The organism is Micromonospora yasonensis, from assembly GCF_026013475.1.
GTDB classification, from domain to species: Bacteria; Actinomycetota; Actinomycetes; order Mycobacteriales; family Micromonosporaceae; genus Micromonospora; species Micromonospora yasonensis.
Window position 1 is genome coordinate 13,856 of sequence record NZ_JAPDPH010000055.1, and the last position, 22,192, is coordinate 36,047.

General features: G+C 74.5%; 14 protein-coding genes. 11 read left to right on the plus strand and 3 right to left on the minus strand.

From position 1 onward, the window contains the following. Positions 1–27 precede the first annotated feature (27 nt). Genes ONA70_RS14235 through ONA70_RS14255 form a run of 5 tightly spaced genes read left to right on the plus strand, consistent with a single transcriptional unit; the run spans position 28 to position 15,277 of the window. A complete protein-coding gene (locus ONA70_RS14235; protein ID WP_265006888.1) occupies positions 28–5,520 on the plus strand; it encodes a type I polyketide synthase in 5,493 nt (1,830 codons plus the stop codon). 26 nt (positions 5,521–5,546) lie between these two features. Further along, positions 5,547–6,497 carry a TauD/TfdA family dioxygenase gene (locus ONA70_RS14240; RefSeq protein WP_265006889.1) on the plus strand — a complete coding sequence of 317 codons (951 nt, stop codon included), beginning with the start codon at positions 5,547–5,549 and terminating at the stop codon, positions 6,495–6,497. Between the two features lies 1 nt (position 6,498). Then, entirely contained in the window at positions 6,499–6,687 is a 189-nt protein-coding gene (locus ONA70_RS14245) for an MbtH family protein (protein WP_265006890.1), read from the plus strand. Then, positions 6,684–9,806, plus strand: a complete 3,123-nt coding sequence (locus ONA70_RS14250) for a non-ribosomal peptide synthetase (RefSeq protein WP_265006891.1) — start codon at positions 6,684–6,686, stop codon at positions 9,804–9,806. Before ONA70_RS14245 ends, ONA70_RS14250 begins: the two co-directional genes overlap by 4 nt. Then, positions 9,806–15,277 carry a non-ribosomal peptide synthetase/MFS transporter gene (locus ONA70_RS14255; RefSeq protein ID WP_265006892.1) on the plus strand — a complete coding sequence of 1,824 codons (5,472 nt, stop codon included), beginning with the start codon at positions 9,806–9,808 and terminating at the stop codon, positions 15,275–15,277. The genes ONA70_RS14250 and ONA70_RS14255 overlap by 1 nt, the downstream gene beginning before the upstream one ends. Positions 15,278–15,377: 100 nt before the next feature. On the opposite strand, the gene ONA70_RS14260 is transcribed toward ONA70_RS14255, so the two are convergent. Then, a complete protein-coding gene (locus tag ONA70_RS14260; RefSeq protein WP_265006893.1) occupies positions 15,378–16,610 on the minus strand; it encodes a serpin family protein in 1,233 nt (410 codons plus the stop codon). A gap of 27 nt (positions 16,611–16,637) precedes the next feature. Further along, a complete protein-coding gene (locus ONA70_RS14265) occupies positions 16,638–17,156 on the minus strand; it encodes an NUDIX hydrolase (RefSeq protein WP_265006894.1) in 519 nt (172 codons plus the stop codon). A 45-nt stretch (positions 17,157–17,201) separates the two neighbouring features. On the opposite strand from ONA70_RS14265, the gene ONA70_RS14270 reads away from it, so the two are divergent. Genes ONA70_RS14270 through ONA70_RS14280 form a run of 3 tightly spaced genes read left to right on the plus strand, consistent with a single transcriptional unit; the run spans position 17,202 to position 18,906 of the window. Next, complete coding sequence (locus ONA70_RS14270) at positions 17,202–17,387, plus strand: hypothetical protein (protein WP_265006895.1); 186 nt, start codon at positions 17,202–17,204, stop codon at positions 17,385–17,387. 10 nt (positions 17,388–17,397) lie between these two features. Then, entirely contained in the window at positions 17,398–17,892 is a 495-nt protein-coding gene (locus ONA70_RS14275; RefSeq protein ID WP_265006896.1) for a type II toxin-antitoxin system PemK/MazF family toxin, read from the plus strand. A 9-nt stretch (positions 17,893–17,901) separates the two neighbouring features. Continuing rightward, positions 17,902–18,906 (plus strand): phosphotransferase, encoded by a 1,005-nt coding sequence (locus tag ONA70_RS14280; protein WP_265006897.1) that lies wholly within the window; start codon positions 17,902–17,904, stop codon positions 18,904–18,906. Positions 18,907–18,918: 12 nt separating this feature from the next. Here ONA70_RS14280 and ONA70_RS14285 read toward each other — a convergent pair whose 3' ends face one another. Further along, positions 18,919–19,554 (minus strand): GGDEF domain-containing protein, encoded by a 636-nt coding sequence (locus tag ONA70_RS14285; RefSeq protein ID WP_265006898.1) that lies wholly within the window; start codon positions 19,552–19,554, stop codon positions 18,919–18,921. 243 nt (positions 19,555–19,797) lie between these two features. On the opposite strand from ONA70_RS14285, the gene ONA70_RS14290 reads away from it, so the two are divergent. From ONA70_RS14290 to ONA70_RS14300, 3 genes are all read left to right on the plus strand, one after another. After that, the gene (locus ONA70_RS14290; protein WP_265006899.1) at positions 19,798–20,061 is read left to right on the plus strand and encodes a DUF397 domain-containing protein; all 264 of its coding nucleotides are present in this window, start codon (positions 19,798–19,800) and stop codon (positions 20,059–20,061) included. A 159-nt stretch (positions 20,062–20,220) separates the two neighbouring features. Next, positions 20,221–21,054, plus strand: coding sequence for a helix-turn-helix domain-containing protein (locus ONA70_RS14295; protein WP_406601193.1), 834 nt, complete (start codon positions 20,221–20,223; stop codon positions 21,052–21,054). Positions 21,055–21,212: 158 nt separating this feature from the next. Beyond that, the coding region (locus ONA70_RS14300; RefSeq protein ID WP_265006901.1) for a serine/threonine-protein kinase at positions 21,213–22,192 on the plus strand (980 nt) is incomplete at its 3' end.

A 22,192-nucleotide genomic window follows, 5' to 3' on the forward strand; every position in this document is an offset into this window, starting at 1 on the left:
GTACCGCCTGAGCTAAGGACAACCCCGATGCAGCAGAACGACATCCCTGCCACTGACGACGGCGTCGAACCGATCGCGATCGTCGGGCTCGCCGCCCGGGTCCCCGGCGCCAACGACGTCTCCGAGTTCTGGCGCAACCTGGTCGACGGCGTCGAGTCGACCACCGAGCTGACCCGCGAGGAGCAGCTCGCCCGGGGCGCCACCGCCGAGGAGGTCGACGACCCGGGTTGGGTGAACCGGGCCCCGCTGGTCGACGGTTACGACGAGTTCGACGCCGGCGTGTTCGGGATGACCGCCCGCGAGGCGGAGCTGACGGACCCGCAGCACCGGCTCTTCCTGGAGTCCTGCTACGTCGCGCTCCAGGACGGCGGCTACGACCCGGCCCGCTACGACGGCGCGATCGGCGTGTACGCGGGCACCGGCGGCAACACCTACCTGCACCGGTACGTGTTTCGCAACAAGCGGGTCGGCGGCGCCCCGCACGGCGCGGTCTCCATCGCCACCAGCAACTCGCCGAACTACGTGGCCACCAACGTGTCGTACCGGCTCGACCTGCGCGGGCCGAGCCTGACCCTGCACACCGCCTGCTCCACCTCGCTGGTCGCGTTCCACCTGGCCTGCGAGGCGCTGCGCAACGGCGAGTGCGACATGGCCCTGGCCGGCGGCGTCAACATCGAGCTGCCGCACGTCGGCTACCTCGGCATGGACGGCTTCACCTCCCCGGACGGCCGGTGCCGCCCGTTCGACGCCGGCGCCAACGGCACGGTCTGGGGCAGCGGTGTCGGGGTGACCCTGCTCAAGCGGCTCTCCGACGCCATCGCCGACGGTGACACCGTCCGCGCGGTGGTGCTCGGCAACGCGATCAACAACGACGGCGCCGGCAAGGTCGGCTTCACCGCCCCGAGCATCGACGGGCAGATGGGGGCGATCGCTCAGGCGGTCGGCATGGCCGGGATCGACCCGCGCACCATCAGCTACGTCGAGGCGCACGGCACCGGCACGGCGCTGGGCGACCCGATCGAGGTCGCCGCGCTCTCCGCCGTCTACACGGCGAACACCGACGACCGGGGCTGGTGCGGGATCGGCTCGGTGAAGTCCAACATCGGCCACCTCAGCCAGCCCTCCGGCATCGTCAGCGTGATCAAGACGGTGCTCGCCATGGAGCACGGCCTGATCCCGCCGACCATCAACTACGAGACGCCGAACCCGGCGATCGACTTCGCCGACACCCCGTTCTACGTGACGAACACGCTGACCAAGTGGGACACCGACGGCGGGCCGCGCCGGGCCGGGGTCAGCTCGTTCGGCATCGGTGGCACCAACGCCCACGTGGTGCTGGAGGAGGCGCCGGCCGCGTACCGGGGTGAGCGGCGGATCCGCCCGGCGCACCTGCTGCGGGTGTCGGCGAAGACCCCGACCGCCCTGGACGCCGCCGTGCGGCGGCTCGCCGACCACCTGGAGAACGGCGGCGGAGGCGGCGCCGAGCTGCTTGGCAGCGCCGGAGGCGGCGCTGGGCTGCTCGCCGACGTCGCACACACGCTGCGGGTCGGCCGCCAGGACCACCCGCACCGCGCCGCCGTGGTGGCCACCGACCCGCAGGCGGCGGTGGCCGCTCTGCGTGACGCCCGCAAGGGACACCGCGGCACCGCGGACGGCCCCGCCCCCCGGGTGGCCTTCCTGTTCTCCGGCCAGGGCTCCCAGTACGCCGGCATGGGCGCCGAGCTGTACGCCGAGGACGCCGGCTTCGCGGCCACCGTCGACGAGTGCGCCGAGCTGCTCCGCCCCGAGCTGGGGCTGGACCTCCGTGACCTGATCCTCGGCCGCGATCCGGAGGCGGCGGAGAAGCTCACCGAGACCCGTTACACCCAGCCCGCCCTGTTCACCGTCGAGTACGCCCTGGCCACCGCGTGGCAGCGCGCCGGGGTGACTCCGGCCGCGATGATCGGCCACTCCATCGGCGAGTACGTCGCCGCCACCGTGGCCGGCGTGCTCAGCCTGCCGGACGCGCTGCGGGTGGTGGTCGCCCGGGGCCGCCTCATGCACTCGCTGCCGGCCGGCTCGATGCTCGCCGTGTCGCTGGACGAGTCGGCCGTGGCCCAGCGGCTTCCCGAGGGGCTCGCCGTGGCCACCGTCAACGGCCCCGGCACCTGCGTGGTGGCCGGCGAGACCGCGCTGATCGAGGACTTCGCCGCCACGCTCAAGGGCAAGTGCAAGAAGCTGCGCACCTCGCACGCGTTCCACTCGCCGATGATGGAACCGATCCTCGACGAGTTCACCGCGCTGATGGCCGGCGTGCCGCTGCGCCCACCGGCCGTGCCGTTCCTGTCCAACGTGACCGGCACCTGGATCACCGAGGCGCAGGTCACCGACCCGGCGTACTGGGCCGCGCACCTGCGCCAGCCGGTCCGCTTCGGCGCCTGCGTGGCCACCCTGCTCGCCGAGGGCACCTGGGCGCTGGTCGAGTGCGGCCCGGGCAAGCAGTTGGCGAACCTCGCCCGGATGCAGGTCGCCAAGGCGTCCGAGGCGCAGCGGAAGCTCACCCCGCTCGGCAGCCTGCCCGGGCCGGGCGAGTCCACCGGCGACCTGGCCACCCTGCTCGGCAGCGCCGGGGCGCTGTGGTGCGCGGGCGTGCCGGTGCGCCCGGCCGCCGACCCGGACGCCCGCCGGGTGCCGCTGCCCGCGTACCCGTTCGAGCGGCGTCGCTACTGGATCGAGCCGGACCCGGTGGAGCAGGTGGCGGCGGCCCCGGTCGAGACCGGGCCGCGGCCGCTGCCGGAGTGGTTCGCGGTGCCGGTGTGGCGGCAGGCCGCCCCGACGCGCACCGTCGCGCCGTTGGGCCGCTGCCTGGTGCTGGCCGACGGCCCGCGCGGCGAGGCGCTGGTCGCGGCACTGCGGGCCGCCGGTGACGACCCGGTCGAGGTACGCGCCGGCGACGCCTTCGCGGCCACCACCACCGGCTTCCGGCTGCGCCCCGGCGTGCGCGAGGACCACGAGGCCCTGGTCGCCGCGCTCGGCGCCGACCTGCCGCGCCGGATCGTGCACGCGTACGCCCTGGACGGGGAGCCGGCCGGGACGGACATCGACGCCGCCTGGGCCGCCCAGGACCGGGGCTTCTTCAGCGCGCTGCACCTGGTGCAGGCGCTCGCCGGGGCCGGCCACACCGCCGACCAGCAGGGGATCGCCCTCGACCTGGTCACCGCGGGCATCGGCGACATCCGGGGCGACGACCTGGTCCGGCCCGAGCACGCCACCCTGGCCGGCCTGGCCCGGGTGCTGCCGGTCGAGCTGCCCGGCCTCACCGTGCGGCTGGTCGACGCGGACACCGCCGCGCGCGGGGTCGCCGCGCTGGTGGCCGAGCTGCGCAGCCCGGCCGACCCGGAGCAGCCGGAGGTGGCGCTGCGCCGGGACCGGCGCTGGGTGGCCGGGTACGAGCAGGTCACCGTGGACGCCGAGGGCGAGCCGGGCGTCCTGCGTGAGGAGGGCCGGTACCTGATCACCGGCGGTCTCGGCGGCATCGGCGTCACCCTGGCCGAGGACTTCGCCCGCCAGGTACGCGCCAAGCTGGTGCTGCTGGCCCGCTCCGGCCTGCCCGAGCGGGACCGCTGGGACGAGCACCTGGCGGTGCACGGCGGCGCGGACCGGGCCGGCCGGGCCATCGCGGCGATCCGCCGGATGGAGGCGGCCGGGGCCGAGGTGCTGGTGCTCGCGGCCGACGTCACCGACCCCGAGGACCTGCGCCGGGTCCGGGAGGTCGCCGTCTCGCGCTTCGGTGGGCTGGACGGCGTCGTGCACGCCGCCGGCCTGCCCGGCGGTGGGATGGCCGAGATCAAGGAGCGGGCCGAGGCGGAGCGGGTGCTCGCCCCGAAGCTGGCCGGCACCATCGCCCTCGCCCAGGTCTTCGGGGACCTGCCGCTGGACTTCGTGGCGCTGTGCTCCTCGATCACCGCCGTGATCGGCGGATTCGGCCAGGTCGACTACTGCGCGGCCAACAACTTCCTGGACGCCTGGGCGCGGGCCGGCGCCGGGTTCCGCGCGCCGGTGGTGTCGCAGAACTGGGGTGGCTGGGCCGAGGTCGGCATGGCCGTGGAGACGAACGCCCCGGCCGCCTTCCGGGCCGCCGGCCGGGACACCGTCACCACCCCGGTCGACCACCCGGTGCTCACCACGAAGGTGGCCGGGCCGGACGGGACCGTGCTGCACGGCCTGGTCTCCGCCAGCACCCACTGGCTGCTCGACGAGCACCGGATCGGCGGCGTACCGGTGGTGCCCGGCACCGCCCACCTGGAGTCGGTGCGTGCCGCGGTGACCGCCGCGCTGCCCGCCCCCGGGCCGGCGGCCGTCGTGGAGCTGCGGGACGTGGTCTTCCTGGAGCCGTTCTCGGTGCCGGACGGCACGGTCGCCCAGTACCGGGTCGAGCTGACCCCGACCGAGGACGGCGTCGACTTCACCGTGGCCAGCCTCGCCGCCGGCCAGCTCCGTACCCACGTACGGGGCGCCGCCGGGTGGACCGAGGAGCCGGCCCCGCCGGCGGGTACGCCCACCGTGGCCGGCCGGCGGGTCGACGACGACGCCTCGTTCGGCCGGGGGCGGACCAGCATGCTCACCTTCGGCCCGCGCTGGGCCGCGCTGGCCGAGCACCACCTCGGCGAGGGCGAGGAACTGGCCCGGATCGAGGCCCCGGCGGCCGTGCTCGGCGACCTGCCCGGTTGGGGGCTGCACCCGGCGCTGCTGGACGTGGCCACCGCATTCGGTCGGGGCCAGGGCGCCGGCACCTACCTGCCGCTGTCCTACGGCCGGATCGTGGTGCGCGGCACGCTGCCCGCCGTGTTCCACAGCCACCTGCGGCACCGGGCCAGCGCCACCGACGAGGTGGTCGCCGCCGACCTGTCCCTGCTGGACACCGAGGGCCGGGAACTGGTCGCGATCAGCGACTTCGTGCTGCGCCGGGTGGACCAGGGCGCGGTCACCGGCGGCCTCGCCCCCGACGCCCAGGAGACCGGGGCGGACGCCGCGCCGGCTCCGGTGACCGAGGACATCCGGCCGGTGGACGGGGCGGAGGCGTTCCGCCGCAGCCTGGGCGCCGGGCTCGGTGCCCAGGTCGTCATCACCACTCGTACCGTCGCCGACATCCGGCGGCGGGCCACCCGGGTGACCACCGACAGCCTGGCGGCGGAGGCCGAGCCGACGATCTCCGCGCCGACCGCCACCGGCGGCGGTTCGGCCGCGCCCGCCACCGAGCTGGAGAAGGTCATCGCCCAGGTCTGGCGGGACGGACTCGGCGTGGCCGAGGTCGGCGTGGACGACGACTTCTTCGCCCTCGGTGGCAACTCGCTGGTGGCGGTGCAGCTCATCGCCGCGATGCGCAAGGCCACCGGGGTACGGCTGCCGATGCGCAGCCTCTTCGAGACCCCCACCGTCGCCGGGCTGGCCGCCCGGATCGAGGAGTTGCGGGCCAGCCAGCCCGCCGACGAGCCAGCCGCGCCGGCGACCCCGGCCATCCCGCGGCTGCCCCGCGCCTGACCAACACAGACAGGAGACACGGCACCATGAGCGAAACCGCCACGCTCCCGGTGGTGATCGAGAACGACGGCCGGGCGCTGACCGACCTGATCGACGCCCGGCGCGCGGAGCTGCGCGCCACCCTCGCCGAACACGGCGGGCTGCTCTTCCGCGGCTTCGACGTCGGCGGGGTGGACGGCTTCGACCGGGCGGTCCGCGCCCTCGCCGGCGAGCCGCTGACCTACACCGAGCGCTCCTCGCCCCGGCACTCCATCAAGGGCCGGGTCTACACCTCGACCGACTACCCGCCGGACGAGGAGATCTTCCTGCACAACGAGAACTCGTACCAGGCGCGCTGGCCGCTGACCCTCTTCTTCTACTGCATCACCCCGCCGCAGACCCAGGGCGCCACCCCGCTGGCCGACGTGCGCCGGGTGTACGAGGCGATCGACCCGGCGGTGCGCGAGGAGTTCATCCGGCGGCGCTGGATGCTGGTGCGCAACTTCCACGGTGACTTCGGCACCCGGTGGCAGGAGGTGTTCAACACCGAGAACCGGGCCGACGTCGAGGCGTACGCGGCGGCGAACGGGATCACCGTGGAGTGGGTCGGCAAGGACGCCCTGCGGACCCGGGCGGTCCGCGACGTGGTCCACCACCGGCCCGGCTCGGACACCCCGCGCTGGTTCAACCACGCCACGTTCTTCCACGTGACCACCCTCCCCAAGGACTACCAGGAGGGGCTGCTGGCCATGTTCGGCCCGGACGGGCTGCCATCGAACACCTACTACGGCGACGGGGGCGAGATCCCCACCGACGTCATGGACCACCTGCGCGCCGCCTACCGGTCCGCCAGCGTCCGCTTCGACTACCACCGCGACGACGTGCTGGTGGTGGACAACATGACCGCCGCGCACGCCCGGGAGCCGTACACCGGCCCACGCAAGATCGCCGTCGCGATGGCCGAACCGCACACCCCCGACACCCCTGGAGCGAACTGAGATGGCCGAACCCCGATTCCTGGTCGTGCGCAACGACGAGGAGCAGTACTCGATCTGGTCGGCCGACCGGGACCTCCCGGCGGGCTGGCACGACGCCGGGTTCGCCGGCAGCCGGGAGGAGTGCCTGGCCCACGTCGACACCGTCTGGACGGACATGCGTCCCCGCTCGGTCCGTGAGGCGAACTCATGAGTCAGGAGTGGACCTTCCCGGCCTCCTTCGCCCAGGAGCGGGTGTGGATGGCCAACCAGCTCGACCCCGGGTCGCCGGTGTTCAACGTGTCCAGTCCGTGGCTGTTCCCGGCCGGGATCGACGTGGACGCCGCCACCGACATCGTCAACCAGGTGGTGGCCCGGCACGAGTCGCTCCGTACCCACCTACGGGTCGACGACGGCGCGCTGGTGCAGGTGGTGCAGGCCCACGTGCCCGTCCCGCTGCCCGCCGACGACCTGAGCGGGCTGCCCCGGGCCGACTACCTCGAACGGCTGGCCGAGTTCCGCGCGGAACTGGCCCGTACCCCGATCCCGCTGGACGAGCCGCCGCTGTGGCGGGCCCGGCTGGTCCGGAATCCGGATGGCCTGGTGGCGCTGCTGTTCGTGGTGCACCACGCCGTCTTCGACAGCCACTCGGCGGTGCTGTTCATCCAGGAGGTCGCCGCGTTCAGCGAAGCCGCGCTGACCGGCGCCCCCGCCGCCGTGCCCGAGCTGCCCATCCAGTACGCCGACTTCGCGGTCTGGCAGCGCGGCCAGCTCACCGGCGTGGAGCTGGACCGCCAGCTCGCCTTCTGGGTGGACCACCTGACCGGCGCGCCGCCGGTGACCGGCCTGCCGCTGGACCGGCCCCGCCCGGCCCAGCTCGACTTCGCCGGCGACGAGGTGCGCTTCGACCTGCCGGCCGGGCTGCTCGACCGGGTCGGCGGCCTGGCGGCCGGGGCCTCGGCCACGCCGTACATGGTGCTGCTGGCCGGCTTCGCGGCGCTGCTGTCCCGGATCTCCGGCGACACCGACGTGGTGGTCGGGGTGTCCACCGCGGGCCGGGAAAGCCAGGAGCTGGCCTCGCTGATCGGGATGTTCGTCAACCCGGTCGCGCTGCGCTGCGACGTCTCCGGTGACCCGACCTTCCGGGAACTGCTCGACCGGGTCCGGGACGGCCTGCTCAACGCGATGGAACACGGGCAGACCCCGTTCCAGGAGATCGTCGAGGCGGTCGACCCGCAGCGGGACCCGTCGGTGCAGCCGATCTTCCAGACCGCGCTGAACTTCATCCCCGATTCCGGCCTGGACCCGGTCGAGCTGGGCACGACCAAGGACGACCTGGCCTTCGACATCACCACCGAGGAGAGCCGGCTGGTCTACCGGACCGGGCTGTTCGACCGGTCCACCGCCGAGGCGATCGTCGACCGGTACGTCCGGCTGCTCGACGCCGTGGTCGCCGACCCGGACCGACCGGTCGGCGCGCTGCCGCTGCTCGCCGACGCCGACCGGAACCGGGTGCTGGTGACCTGGAACGACACTGCGCACGAGGTGCCGCCGAGCACCGTGGTCGACGAGGTGCAGCGGCAGGCGGCGGCCACTCCGGACGCCACCGCGCTGGTCTGCGACGGCGTGCCGCTGACGTACGCCGAGCTGAACACCGCCGCCAACCGGCTGGCCCGGCTGCTGGTGTCCCGCGGTGCGGGCCCGGAGACCCGGGTGGCGCTGGCCCTGCCCCGCTCCTTCGAGCTGGTGGTGGCCATCCTCGCGGTGCTCAAGTCCGGCGCGGCGTACGTCCCGGTGGACACCGCGTACCCGGCCAATCGGATCGCGTACCTGCTGGAGGACGCCGAGCCGACCCTGGTGGTGGCCGCCCCGGAGACTGCCGCGCTGGTGCCGGGCGAGGCGCTGGTGCTGGACGGGGAGGTCGGCGCCGACCAGTCCGACGTGGACCTCACCGACGCCGACCGGCGCGCGCCGCTGCGCCCGGAGCACCCCGCGTACGTGCTCTACACCTCCGGCTCCACCGGCCGGCCCAAGGGCGTGGTGGTGGAGCACCGGGCGGCGACCGCCTACCTGGCCTGGGCCCGGCACACCTACCCGGGCCTGACCGGCACGGCGCTGCTGCACTCGCCGATCTCGTTCGACCTCACCGTCACCGGCCTGCTCGGCCCGCTCACCGCCGGCGGCACGGTCCGGCTGGCCGCCCTCGACGACGACGGCGCCTGGGTCGGCGGCCGGCCGGCCTTCCTCAAGGTCACCCCCAGCCACCTGCCGTTGCTGGAGCCCGAGCTGTCGCCCACCACCGATCTGGTGATCGGCGGCGAGGCGCTGACCGGCGAGCAGCTCGCCGGGTGGCGGGCCGCCCACCCCGACGTCGCGGTGATCAACGAGTACGGCCCGACCGAGGCCACCGTCGGCTGCGTGGCCGCCCGGATCGCGCCCGGCGAGCCGGTCGTCGCCGGTCCGGTGCCGATCGGCGCGCCCACCTGGAACATGCGGGCGCTGCTGCTGGACGCCGCCCTCCAGCCGGTCCCGCCGGGCGTGGTCGGCGACCTGTACGTCGCCGGCGCCCAGTTGGCCCGCGGCTACCACCGCCGGCCCGGCCTCACCGCCGAGCGCTTCCTGCCCTGCCCGTACGGCCCGCCCGGCGAGCGGATGTACGCCACCGGCGACCTGGCCCGCTGGCGCGCCGACGGCACGCTGGAATATCTGGGCCGCCGGGACGAGCAGGTCAAGGTGCGCGGCATGCGGATCGAGCTGGGCGAGATCGAGGCGGCCCTGCTGGCCCACCCGGACGTCCGGGCGGCCGCCGCCGCGGTGCGCGTCGACTCGGGCGAGCCGGTCCTGGTCGGCTACCTGGTCGGCCCGGCCGCCGAGGAGTCGGTCCGCGCCGAGCTGGCCCGCGAGCTGCCGGCGCACCTGGTGCCGGCCGCGCTGGTCCGGCTCGACGCGCTGCCGCTGACCCCCAACGGCAAGCTGGACCGGGCCGCGTTGCCCGCCCCGGCCAGCACCGCCCCGGCCGAGGGCAGCTACCTGCCGCCCCGCACCGCGGCCGAGGCCCTGGTCGCCGAGGTGTACGCCGAGATCCTCCAGGTGGAGAAGGTCGGCGCGCTGGACGACTTCTTCGCCCTCGGCGGCAACTCGCTACGCGGCATGCGGGCGATGGCCCGGATCCGGGCCGAGGTGGACGTCGAACTGCCGATGCGGGCGCTGTTCAGCAGCCCGGTGGTGGCGGACCTGGCCGCCCAGATCGAGGAGCGGATCGCCGCCGAACTCGACGGACTCTCCGACACCGAGGTCGCCGCGCTGCTCGCGGCGGAAGAGGAATCGAGCTGATGACCGACCTGAAGGATCCGACCCGGGAAGCGGCCCGGCAGGCGCTGATCGCCAAGCGACTGCGGGCCCGCCAGGCCGCCCCCACGGCCCGGATCACACCCCGGCCCGCCGACGCCGAGGTGCCGCTGTCCTACGCCCAGGAGCGGGTCTGGTTCATGGACCAGCTCGCCCCGGGCGAGGCGGCGTACCACATCGCGGTGCCGCTGCGGGTGCGCGGCCCGCTCGACGTGGCCGCGCTGCGGGCCGCCCTGGCCGCGCTGAGCGCCCGGCACGAGTCGCTGCGTACCCGCTTCCCGGCCGACGCGGACGGCCGCCCCACCGTGGTGGTGGAGGAGACCGTCGAGGTGCCGCTGACCGTCGTCGACGCCCCGGACGAGGAGGCCGCTCAGGCCCTGGTCGACGCGGCCGCCGCCGAGCCGTTCGACCTGGCGCACGGACCGCTGCTGCGGGCCCTGCTGATCCGCCTGGGCAGCGAGGACCACGTGCTGTTCCTCGGCAAGCACCACATCGTCGGCGACGGCTGGTCGGTGGACGTGCTACTGCGCGATCTGATCACCCTCTACCGGGGCGGCGAGCCGCCCACCCTGCCCGTCCAGTACGGCGACTTCGCGGTCTGGGAGGCCAGGGAGCTGGACGGCCCGCAGGCCCGGGCCCACGTCGACTACTGGAAGCAGCGGCTCGCCGGGATCACCCCGCTGGAGCTGCCGCTGGACCGGCCCCGCCCGGCCACCCAGACCTACCGGGGCGACTTCGTCGAGTTCACCGTCGACCAGGCGGTCGTCGACCGGCTCGGCGAGCTGACCCGTACGGCCGGCGGCACGCTGTTCATGACCCTGCTCGCCGCGTACCAGGTGCTGCTCGCCCGGCACGCCGGCCAGGACGACTTCGCGGTCGGCGCCTCGGTGGCCGGCCGGTCCGTGCCGGAGCTGGAGAACGTGGTCGGCATGTTCATCAACATGCTGCCGCTCCGGGCCGAGCTGGCCGGCGACCCGACCTTCACCGAGCTGCTGGCCCGCACCCGCCGCTCGGTGCTGGACGGGTTCGAGCACGCCGAGGTGCCGTTCGCCAAGGTGGTCCACGAGCTGGGGCTGCCCCGCGACGTCAGCCGCTCCCCGGTGTTCCAGGCCATGTTCGTGCTGCAGAACTACGAGATGGGCCGGTTCACCGGCGTCTCCCGCGACGACGAGGTCAGCTTCGAGTGGACCCCGATGGAGTTGCGGGCCACCCGCTTCGACTTCGAGTTGCACGCGGTCGAGGTGGCCGACGGGCTCTGGGGCAAGCTGGTCTTCAACACCGACCTGTTCACCCGGGACACGGTCGAGCGGATGGCGCGGCGGTGGACCACCCTGCTGGCCGCGATCGCCGCCGCGCCGGACACCCCGGTCTCCCGGCTGGCGGTGCTCCCCGCGCCGGAGCGGGCGCTGCTGGCGGCCTGGAACGACACCGCCGCCGACTTCCCGCGTACCCAGACCCTGCACGGCCCGATCGAGGAGCGCGCGGCGACCACGCCCGACGCGGTGGCGCTCACCATCGAGGGACGCAGCCTGACGTACGCCGAGCTGAACGCCGCCGCCAACCGGATGGCCCACCGGCTGCGCGCCGCCGGCGTCGGCCCAGAGACCCTGGTCGGGGTCTGCGCCGAACGCTCGGTCGAGCTGGTCGCCGGCCTGCTCGGCGTGCTCAAGGCCGGCGGCGCCTACCTGCCGCTCGATCCCGAGTACCCGGCCGACCGGCTCGCCTTCATGGTCACCGACGCGGACGCGCCGGTGGTGCTGGTCCAGCAACACCTGCGCGACGTGCTGCCGGAGACCGCCGCCGAGGTGCTCGCCCTGGACGACGCCGCGATCTGGGCCGACCAGCCGGCCACCGACCCGGAGCCGGCCGCCGGCCCCGAGCACCTGGCGTACGTCATCTACACCTCCGGCTCCACCGGCCGGCCGAAGGGCGTGCCGAACACCCACCGGGGCATCGTCAACCGGCTCGACTGGATGCAGAAGACGTACCGCCTCGGCGCGGACGACGCGGTGCTCCAGAAGACCCCGGCCAGCTTCGACGTGTCGGTGTGGGAGTTCTTCTGGCCGCTGCGCGAGGGCGCCCGGCTGGTGCTGGCCAAGCCCGGCGGCCACAAGGACGCCGGCTACCTGCGCGACCTGCTGGTCGCCGAGCGGATCACCACCGCCCACTTCGTCCCGTCCATGCTCACCGTGTTCCTCGGTGAGGAGGGGATCGAGGCGGCCACCGCGCTGCGCCGGGTCATCTGCTCGGGCGAGGAGCTGCCGCTGGCGTCCGCGACGGACTTCACCGCCCGGCTGCCCTGGTGCGGGCTGCACAACCTGTACGGCCCCACCGAGGCGGCCATCGACGTCACCGCCTGGCCCTGCGACCCGGCCCTGCTGGCCGAGGTGAGCAGCGTGCCGATCGGCGCGCCGATCGCCAACCTGCGCCTGCACGTGCTCGACCCGGCCGGCGCGCAGTGCCCCGTCGGCGTCGCGGGGGAGCTGCACATCGGCGGTGTCGGGCTGGCCCGCGGCTACCACCGCCGGCCGGCGCTGACCGCCGAGAAGTTCGTTCCCGATCCGTTCTCCGGCGAACCCGGCGCCCGCCTCTACCGCACCGGCGACCTGGCCCGCTGGGTGCCGACCGGGTCGGGGGAGACCGGTGTCATCGAGTTCCTCGGCCGGATCGACCACCAGGTCAAGCTGCGCGGCCTGCGGATCGAGCTGGGCGAGATCGAGAGCGCGCTGCGCGAGCAGCCGGGGGTGACCGAGGCCGCGGTGATCGTCCGCGAGGACAGCCCCGGCGACAAGCGGCTGACGGCCTATCTGGTCGGACCGGCCGAGCACGCCACGGTGAAGGCCGCGCTCAAGGAGACCCTGCCGGAGTACATGGTGCCGGCCGCGTTCGTCACCCTCGACGCGCTGCCGCTGAGCCCGAACGGCAAGCTCGACCGGAAGGCACTGCCCGCGCCGGTGGTCACCCGCGAGGCGTCGGTGGCGCTGGTCGAACCGCGCGACGACACCGAACGCGCGCTCGCCGCCATCTGGTCCGAGGTGCTCGGCGTCGACACTCTCGGCATCGACGACGACTTCTTCGACCTGGGCGGGCACTCCATGCTCGCCACCCAGGTGGTCGCCAAGATCCGCAAGGCGGAGCTGGGCGGCCGGGCGGTCGGCGTGATGGACCTGTTCCAGCAGCGGACCATCCGCGAGCTGGCCGCGTTCATCTCCGGCGACGCGGCCGAGGAGGGTCCGCGTCGGCTGCTCTACGAGCTGACCAAGCCGATCCCCGCCGCGCAGCGGGTGCTGTCGTACGTCTGCGTCCCGTACGGCGGCGGCAGCGCGATCGTCTACCAGCCGCTCGCCGACACGCTGCCCGCCGGGCACGCCCTGTGGTCCCTCGCCATCCCCGGGCACGACGTCGGCCTCGCCGAGGACGCCCTGCCGTTCGAGGAGCTGACCAGCCGGGTCGCCGAGGAGATCCTGGAGCGGGTCGAGGGCCCGATCGCCCTGTACGGCCACTGCGGCGTGGGCAGCGCGATCGTCGCCGAGGTGGCCCGCAAGGTCGAGGCGGCCGGGCGCGACCTCGAGGCCGTCTACATCGGCGCGATGTTCCCGTTCGCCCGCCCCAAGGGCTTCTTCGCCCGGGCCCGCAACCGGCTGGAGCAGCTCCGCAGCAACCGGCACTACGCGAGCTGGCTCAAGTCGATGGGCGTGGACACCGACGAGCTGGACCCGGAGCAGGCCGACCGGATCATCAGCAACATGCGGGCCGACTCCCGCGCCTCCGAGGAGTACTTCACCCGGCTGCTCGACGAGCGGGCGACCAAGCTGCGCGCCCCGATCATCTCGGTGGTCGGCTCCGAGGACCCGGTCACCGACTACTACCGCGAGCGGTACGCCGAATGGCAGTTCCTCAGCGACACCCTCGGGCTGGTGGTCCTCGACCAGGCCGGCCACTTCTTCCTCAAGTACCGCGCCGAGGAACTGGCCGAGATCGTCACCCGGGTGCACCCGGCGGTGACCGCCGGGGACGTCACGGCGCTCGGCCCGCAGGCCCGGGGTGAGGACGCCGGCTGGGTGGTCCTCGACCGGCTGCGGGCCGGGGAGGAGCAGCCCGCGAAGGCCGTGGTCAAGCCGAGCATGGGTCGCTTCCTGGCGGTCACCGTCGGCCAGCTCGTCTCCAGCACCGGCTCGGCGCTGACCGCGTTCGCCCTGCCGATCTGGCTGTTCAACCGGACCGGCTCGGTGACCGACCTCGGCCTGCTCTGGGCACTCGCGCTGATCTGCGGCGTGCTGATGCTCCCGGTGGCCGGCGCGATCGTCGACCGGGTCAGCCGCCGGCGGATCATGATGCTGGCCAGCTCCGTCGCCGGATCGATCCAGCTGGTCCTCGCCGGGCTGCTGTGGACCGACAGCCTCGTGCTCTGGCAGATCTACGCGCTGGTCGCGCTGAGCTCCGTGGCCGGGTCATTCCAGCGGATCGCGTTCCAGTCGGCGGTGCCCCAGCTGGTGCCGAAACGCTACCTCGGGCACGCGATGGGCATCACCCAGCTCAGCACCGGTGTCGCCACCCTGCTCATGCCGGTCTTCGCGGCCGGCCTGCTCGCCGCGATCGACCTCAAGGGCATCCTGCTGGTCGACGTGGCCAGCTACCTGGTGGCGGTGACCACCCTGGCCGTGGTCCGCTTCCCCGACCTGCTCGGCTGGCGGCCCCGGGAGCGGCTGCTGGTGGCCATCGCCAACGGCCTGCGCTTCTCCTGGCAGCACCGCGGCTTCCGGCTGATGCTCGGCTACTTCGCGCTGGGCAACATCTTCCTGGCCCCGGCCCTGGTGCTCACCACCCCGCTGGTGCTCTCCTTCGGCACTCCGACGCAGGTGGCGCAGGTCGCCGTCGCCGAGGCGGTCGGCGCGGTGGCCGGCGGCGTGCTCATGTCGCTGTGGGGCGGCCCGCGCAAGCGGCGGATGATCGGCGTCCTGATCGGCAACCTCGGCACCGCGATCGGCTGCGTACTGATCGGCCTGGACGGCTCGGTGGCGATGATCTGCGTCGGCATGTGCTGGCTGGCCATGGCGATGACCACCGCGCAGTCGATCTACGCGACCATCGTCCAGGTCAAGGTGCCGCAGCGCTTCCACGGCCGGGTGTTCAGCCTCAACCAGACCATCGCCTGGTCGACGCTGCCCATCGGCTTCGCGCTGCTCGCCCCGGGGGCCACCGCGCTGTTCGAGCCGATGCTCGCCCCGGGCGGGGCGCTCGCCGGCTCGGTGGGCGCGCTGATCGGCACCGGCCCCGGCCGGGGCATCGGCTTCGCGTACGTCTGCTTCGGGCTGGTCCTCGTGCTGATCACCCTCGGCGGTTTCGCGATCCGGCTGCTGCGCCGCTTCGACCTCGAGGTGGCCGACTCCCTGCCCGACGACCTGATCGGCGCGCAGGAGCGGGAACGGCGGCTCGCCGCCCGGGCCGCCGCGTAAGGCGTACGGAAGGGCCCCTCATCAACGCCTGCGGTAGCGAAGAGTTCCCTTCGCTACCGCAGGCGCGGGGGCCTCGGGCCGCGGCCGGAGGCCCCCGCGCTCACCATTCGGCGGGCGGGTCGGCCAGCTCGGCCTCGGGCAGTTCCGCCGGCTCGGTCACCCACGCCGAGTAGACCGGCACCCCGTGCCACGGCCCGCCCGAACTGTCCGTCGCCACCGCCACCACCGCGTACGGGTTTCCGAACCGCAGCTCCGCCACCCGGGCGACGCCCTCCGGGGGCAGCCCGACGGCCACGCCGAACCCGGTCACCGCGGCGGCCTCGAAGCCGAACCGCCCGTACCGGGCCACCGCCGCCTGGGCCACCTCGTACGGCGGCCGCGGCGCGCCGATCAGCTCACCGAGCGCCCGCGCGGCGGCGGCGAACCCGAACCCGGATGCCGACAGGTCGTGCCGGCTCTGCGCCGACCAGCAGGGCAGCACCGCGCCGGCGCGCTCCTCCCGGCCGTCGGCCGCGAAGGTCCGGGTCGGCTCCTCGCGCAGCGTCCACAGCGGCGTCTCGCCGAGCGGCAGGTCGAACAGCGACCGCCGGTGCGGTCCGATGCCCTCCGCGGCGGTGGCGGCCGCCGCGGCCACCTCCTGCGCGGCGGCGAGCACGTCCCCCGCCGCCACGTCCGGCGCGGCGGCGACCGAGACCACCAGCATCCCGGCCTCGCCGTCGGCACGTGCCGCGGCGGCGTGCACGGCCACGTCGCCGGCCCGCGCGGTGGCCGCGATCCCGCACCGGTGCCCCCACGGCGGGGTACGCAGCACCCGACGCAGCCGGCCCGCCCACGCGCTGCCCGGGCCGAGCTGCTCGGCCGGCGCCACCTGGAACGGGTCGGCCCAGGACACCTTGGTGGCCAGCGCGCTGGCCAGGATCAGCAGGGTCTCCGGGGTGACGTCGAGCGGGAACCGGTCGATCAGGCCGCCGGTGTGCTCGCGGGCCCAGGCGTCCAGCGCCGCCGGGTCGGGCAGGGGGCCGGTCTGCGTCCGCTCCGGCAGGCCGGCGCGCCAGCCGTCGAGGCCCGCGAAGGGTTGGCGCTCCCACACGGCGCTGGCCGAGGCCACCAGCGGGTGCGGTGCGGCCAGCAGCGCCCGGGCCGTCTCTGCCGCCGCGTCCACGTCGGTGCCGAGCGCCGCCTCCAGTTCGGTACGGGCGGCGCCGGTGGCGGCCGGGCCGGTGAGCGCGAGGAGCAGCCAGGCACCGAGCGGGGAGGCGACGTGGTGGGCGTCGCCGGCGGCCCGGTGCATCCGCTCGGCGTACTGGGCGAGGGATTCGTGGAGTGGGTTCACCGCTCCACTGTGCCGGCTGGTCGGCCGTCAAGACCACAGTTCGAACGGTTCGTCGATCTCCTCGCCGGCCAGGAACGCCGGCAGCAGCTCGGGCAGCCGGCCCGGATAGCAGCGCGGCCGGTCGGCGACGATCTCGGCGACCGGCCACCAGCGGAAACCGAAGTAGTCCTCCACCTCGTAGTCGAGCCGGTACGCCTCGTCCACGTCCGGCCCCGGCCCGGGCAGCCGGACCGGCACGACCACCTCGTCCTGGAGGTGGCGCAGCTGCCGGTGCAGGAAGCTGGCCCGACGCCGCCAGGTCGCCGCGCCCACCGCGTCCGGCCGTACGGCGATGCCGGTCTCCTCGCGCAGCTCCCGGACCGCCGCCTCCAGGTACGTCTCGCCCGGGTCGAGCCCGCCGCCGGGCAGCTCCCACCAGATGCCGAGGTGGGGGTGGTCCGGGTCCCGGGTGTGGAACAGCAGCACCCGGTCGGACGCGTCGAGCACCACCAGCCGTACCGCGCGGCGCTCGATCACGGGCAGATCGCGGGGCAGTTCGGGGTGCACGGTTCCTCCCGGCGGGGTCGGTGGCGGCCGGCCCACGCTGCGATGATGGCGATCATGACGCCGCTGTTCGGCGCGGTGACCGGCGATTACGACGAGGCCCGCCCAGGTTATCCGCCGGAGATCGTCGACGCGCTCCGCGTCTACCACGGCGGCGCGCCGGAGCCCTGGCGCCGGGACGCTACCGGTCTGCTCGTTGATCCGTCGTGCGCTCCGGGTGCGCCCGGACGGTAGGCTGCCCGCCGTGGCAGGTCTGTTGAGGAACGTGGCGTCCCGGCTGAGTCGGATCACCGGTGGGGCGTCCGCGCCGGCCCGGACCCCCGGGCCCATCCCGGCCCAGGTCGCGCGGCGCCGCCAGGTCACCGCGCTGCAACGGCGCGAGCTGGCGTACGCCCCGGAGCTGGACGGGCAGGCCGACCCGGGCGAGATCGTCTGGACCTGGGTCCCGTACGAGGATGACCCCCGCCAGGGCAAGGACCGCCCGGTGCTGGTCGTCGGCCGGCAGAGCCGGACCCTGTTCGGGCTGATGCTGTCCAGCCAGAGCGACCGGGACGGGCAGCGGCACTGGCTGGCCCTCGGGCCGGGGGAGTGGGACCGTGACCAGCGCCCGAGCTGGGTACGCCTCGACCGGGTGCTGACCATGCGCGAGGACAGCATCCGCCGTGAGGGCGCGGTGCTGGACCGGCGGCGGTTCGACCGGGTGGGCCAGGCGCTGCGCGCCGGCTACGGCTGGCGCTGACCGCGGCGCATGGACCAGCCGCTCGTCGCCCGGGTCGCCGAGGCGTTCGGGCTGACCCTGGTCACCGCCGTACCGGTGGACCTGGGCGCCGACCCGGCCGCCCGGCTGTGGCGGGCCACCAGCGCCGACGGCGGTGGGTACGCGGTCAAGCTCACCAGCGGCGGCACCCCGGCCGGGCTGGTGGTGACCGCCCGGCTCGCCGCCGCGGGCGTACCGGGGATCGCCGCGTCGCTGACCACCCGGGACGGCCGGTTGAGCGCGGTCCACGACGGACGCCGGCTGACCGTGACGCCGTGGGTCTCCGACCGACCCGCCCCGGCCGGCGGCATGCGCCCGGCCCACTGGCGCGCGTACGGGGCGGTGCTCGCCGCCGCGCACGCGGTCCCGGTGACCGACGCGCTGGCCGGGCTGCCCCGGGAGGACCACACGCACGCCGCGGTCGCCGACGCGGTACGCGGGACGGACCGCCGGTTGCGGGCGGTGGACGACCGCGCCGACCGGTGGACGCGGGAGGTGGCCACCGGCTGGCAGGGCGTCGCCGCCGACCTGGCGCGGCTGCTGTCCGCGGTCGACCGGCTCGGTACGGAGTTGCGGGCCCGACCGGCCGAGCTGGTGGTCTGCCACGGCGACCCGCATCTGGGCAACCTGCTGCTCGGCGCGGAGGGACAGGTCTGGCTGATCGACTGGGACGACGCCGTGCTCGCCCCCCGGGAACGCGACCTGATGTTCGTCCTCGGCGGCGGCCCGGCGTTCGCGCCCGACGGGCGGGTGGACGAGGCCGCCTTCCGGGACGGCTACGGCCCGGTGAGGCCAGATCCGCTGCGGTTGGCGTACCACCTCGGGGTGCGGGCCCTGGACGACATCTGGAGCTGGTCCGCCGACGTCGCCGATCCGGACCGCCCGGAGGCCGACCGGGTACGCGCCCTGCGGATCGTGGCCGGGCTGCTCTCGCCGTCGGGGTTGGTCACCCTCGCCCGGCGCGCACTGCGCGAGGTGGACCGCTGGCCGGAGTGAGCGGCCGCCCGCTCAGCACTCGGCCATGAGCTGGTGGGGCGCCCGGGTCATGCCGACGCTCTTCGCCCGGTACATCGCCGCGTCCGCCCGGCAGAGCGCGTCGGTCAGCTGGGTGGGGCCGTACACCGGGGCGAGCCCCACCGAGGCGGTCACCTGCACCATGCGGGTGCCGAGCGGGATCGGCGCGGCGAGCGCCTCACCGAGCCGGCGGGTGGCGTGCTCGATCCAGCGCCGGTCCACCGTGGGGCTGGCCAGCAGCCCGGCGAACTCGTCACCGCCGAGCCGGGCCACCAGGTTGTCCCCGGCGAACGCGGAGAGCCGCTGCGCCATGCTGACCAGCACCTGGTCGCCGGCCGCGTGCCCGTAGCGGTCGTTGACCTGTTTGAAGCCGTCGAGGTCCAGCACGATCGCCACCAGCGGTTTTCCGGCCGCGTCGGTGAGCAGGGCCGCGGCCAGCCGGAAGAAGGCCCGACGGTTCGGCAGCCCGGTGAGCGGATCGTGGCTGGCGGCGTGCCGCTCCGCCTCCAACTCGGCCTGGAGCAGTTCGAGTTCCGCCTCGGCCCGCAGCGCCCGGCGACGCAATTGCCAGGCGGACAGCAGGGCGCCGGCGGCGGAGATACCGGAAGCGACCGTCATCGGGTCCGGCACGCGCCCTCCTCACCACAGACTCGGCCTCGCCGGCGACCATGTTCTCCCTGGTCGCGACCCCCTGTGGTGTCACCCAAAGTGAACGCCCGGGTACACCACATGCTGTGTATCATGCTCGCTGTCCAGTGCAGATGCAATAGCAGATGCACGTGCATCTCAGTCCTCAGTCGACAGATCCGCTCGTCGCCACCATCGCCTGTCCTCCCCGCGGCATCGGCTGGCTCTTGCACAGAAAGACGCCCCATGCAGCATCCTCAGAACGGCGTACCCACCAGTCACCTGCCGCCGCTGCGGTGGCAGAAGAGCCGCCGGAGCAACCCGAGCGGCAACTGCGTCGAGTTGGCCGCGCTTCCCGGCGGCGCCGGGATCGCGGTACGCAACTCCCGCCACCCGGAGGGGCCGGCGCTGATCTACACAGTGGACGAGATCACCGCCTTCGTCCTCGGCGCGCGCGACGGCGACTTCGACAACCTGATCCGTCAGGGGGCACCCCGCGAACGGGACTGACTCGACCGTCCGGGGGAGTACACCTCACTGTTGGTCCATGGCATGCTTACACGTCGGCCGGGCTGGGGCGTCCGGTCGCGTCAGTCGGCAGGCGAAGGACGAGCGGTGACGATGGTGCCCACCGAGGGAGGTCCGACCAGCGGACCGACGGTGCTGCGCATGCTGCTCGGGGGGCAGCTGCGCCGGCTCCGGGAAGGCGCCGGGGTGACCCGGGAGAGCGCCGGCTGGGAGATCCGTTCCTCCGAGTCGAAGATCAGCCGGATGGAGCTGGGCCGGGTCGGCTTCAAGGAGCGCGACGTCGCCGACCTGCTCACCCTCTACGGCGTCACCGCCGCAGACGAGCGCGAGGCACTGCTCAAGCTCGCCCGGGACGCGAACAGCCCCGGCTGGTGGCATCGGTACGGTGACGTGCTGCCCGGCTGGTTCCAGTCCTACCTGGGCCTGGAGGCGGCCGCCGCGCTGATCCGCACGTACGAGGTGCAGTTCGTCCCCGGCCTGCTGCAGACCGCCGACTACGCGCGGGCGGTGATCCTGCTCGGCCACCGGGGCGCGCCGGCCGACGAGCTCGACCGGCGGGTGAACCTGCGGATGGAACGCCAGGAGTTGCTGCGCCGCAGCAACCCGCCCCAGCTCTGGGCGGTGCTCGACGAGGCCGCCCTGCGCCGGCCGATCGGCGGCGCCGAGGTGATGCGCCGGCAGTTGGACGCGCTGATCGAGGCCACCGCCGCGCCGCACGTACGGCTGCAGATCGTCCCGTTCGACGCCGGCGGCCACGCCGCCGCCAGCGGCGCCTTCAGCATCCTGCGCTTCGGCGACCAGGACCTGCCGGACATCGTCTACATCGAGCAGCTGACCAGCGCCATCTACCTCGACAAGCGGGACGACCTGGACTACTACGCGCTGGCCATGGAGCGGCTCTGCGTGGAGGCCGAGCCACCGGAGCGGACCCCCGAGCTGCTGGCCCGGATCCGCGACGAGCTCTACCGGGGCTGAGCCCACCGGCCCGGGTCGACGTCGTTCCCGGGGCGGTCCCACCGCGGGTGGCCCAGGCCACCCGCACGACGCCCGTTCGGCCCGGAACCGCCCAGCCGGCACCGAACCGGGCACCGGGGGTGGTGGGGCCGGCAGGGCGGCAGGCAAACTTGACCACCATGTCGCCGTTCACGCCCATGCTGCGGCTGCACGATCGGTACGTCCTGCACGAGCGCATCGGGCTCGGTGGGATGTCCGAGGTGTGGCGCGCCGACGACGAGGTGCTGCACCGCCCGGTGGCGGTCAAGGCCCTCGTCACGCAGCTCGCCGCCGACCCGCAGCTGCGCGCCACCACCCAGCGCGAGGCCCGCGCCGCCGCCCGGCTCACCCACCCGAACGTGACCCAGGTGTACGACTACGGCGAGGCGACCCTGCCCGACGGCTCGGTGGTGCCGTACCTGGTGATGGAGCTGGTGGAGGGGCGCACCCTGGCCGACCGGCTGGCCGGCGGGCCGCTCGCCTGGCCCGAGGCGATCCGGCTGGCCGGGCAGGTCGCCGCCGCGCTCGCCGCCGCGCACCGGCTCGGGGTGGTGCACCGGGACATCAAACCCGGCAACATCATGCTCACCGAGACCGGCGCCAAGGTCCTCGACTTCGGCATCGCCACGCTCGCCGGACCGCGCCACCCGCTCGCCGGCCAGACCGGCGAGCTGCTGGTGGGCACCCCGGGCTACTTCGCCCCGGAGCGGATGACGCCCGGCCCGGCGAACCCGGCCAGCGACGTGTACGCGCTCGGCGTGCTGCTCTACCGCACCCTCACCGGCCGAGCCCCGCTGCCCGTGCAGACCTGGGACGACGTGCTCGACGTGCAGGCCCACCGGCCCCCGGTGCCGCCGCTGCGGGTCCCCGGGCTGCCCGCCGACCTGGCCGGGCTGGTCCTGGCCTGCCTGGCCGTGGACCCGGCCCACCGGCCCACCGCCGCGCAGCTCGCCACCCGCTTCGGCGCCGGCCAGCCGGCCGACCCGCCGACCGCGATCCTGCCCACCCTCGCCCGGCCCGAGCACTCGCCGACCCTGATCGACCGGGCGGCCGCGCCGGTGCGTCCGAGCCCGCCGCCGGCCCCGCCCCGCCCGCCCGACCGGTCCAACCGGCTCATCGG

Coding starts and splice junctions, on each gene's coding strand:
- ONA70_RS14240 (WP_265006889.1), top strand. CDS start 5,547: ATGAGCGAAACCGCCACGCTCCCGGTGGTGATCGAGAACGACGGCCGG.
- ONA70_RS14255 (WP_265006892.1), top strand. CDS start 9,806: ATGACCGACCTGAAGGATCCGACCCGGGAAGCGGCCCGGCAGGCGCTG.
- ONA70_RS14280 (WP_265006897.1), top strand. CDS start 17,902: ATGGACCAGCCGCTCGTCGCCCGGGTCGCCGAGGCGTTCGGGCTGACC.
- ONA70_RS14250 (WP_265006891.1), top strand. CDS start 6,684: ATGAGTCAGGAGTGGACCTTCCCGGCCTCCTTCGCCCAGGAGCGGGTG.
- ONA70_RS14290 (WP_265006899.1), top strand. CDS start 19,798: ATGCAGCATCCTCAGAACGGCGTACCCACCAGTCACCTGCCGCCGCTG.
- ONA70_RS14235 (WP_265006888.1), top strand. CDS start 28: ATGCAGCAGAACGACATCCCTGCCACTGACGACGGCGTCGAACCGATC.
- ONA70_RS14270 (WP_265006895.1), top strand. CDS start 17,202: ATGGCGATCATGACGCCGCTGTTCGGCGCGGTGACCGGCGATTACGAC.
- ONA70_RS14245 (WP_265006890.1), top strand. CDS start 6,499: ATGGCCGAACCCCGATTCCTGGTCGTGCGCAACGACGAGGAGCAGTAC.
- ONA70_RS14295 (WP_406601193.1), top strand. CDS start 20,221: ATGCTGCTCGGGGGGCAGCTGCGCCGGCTCCGGGAAGGCGCCGGGGTG.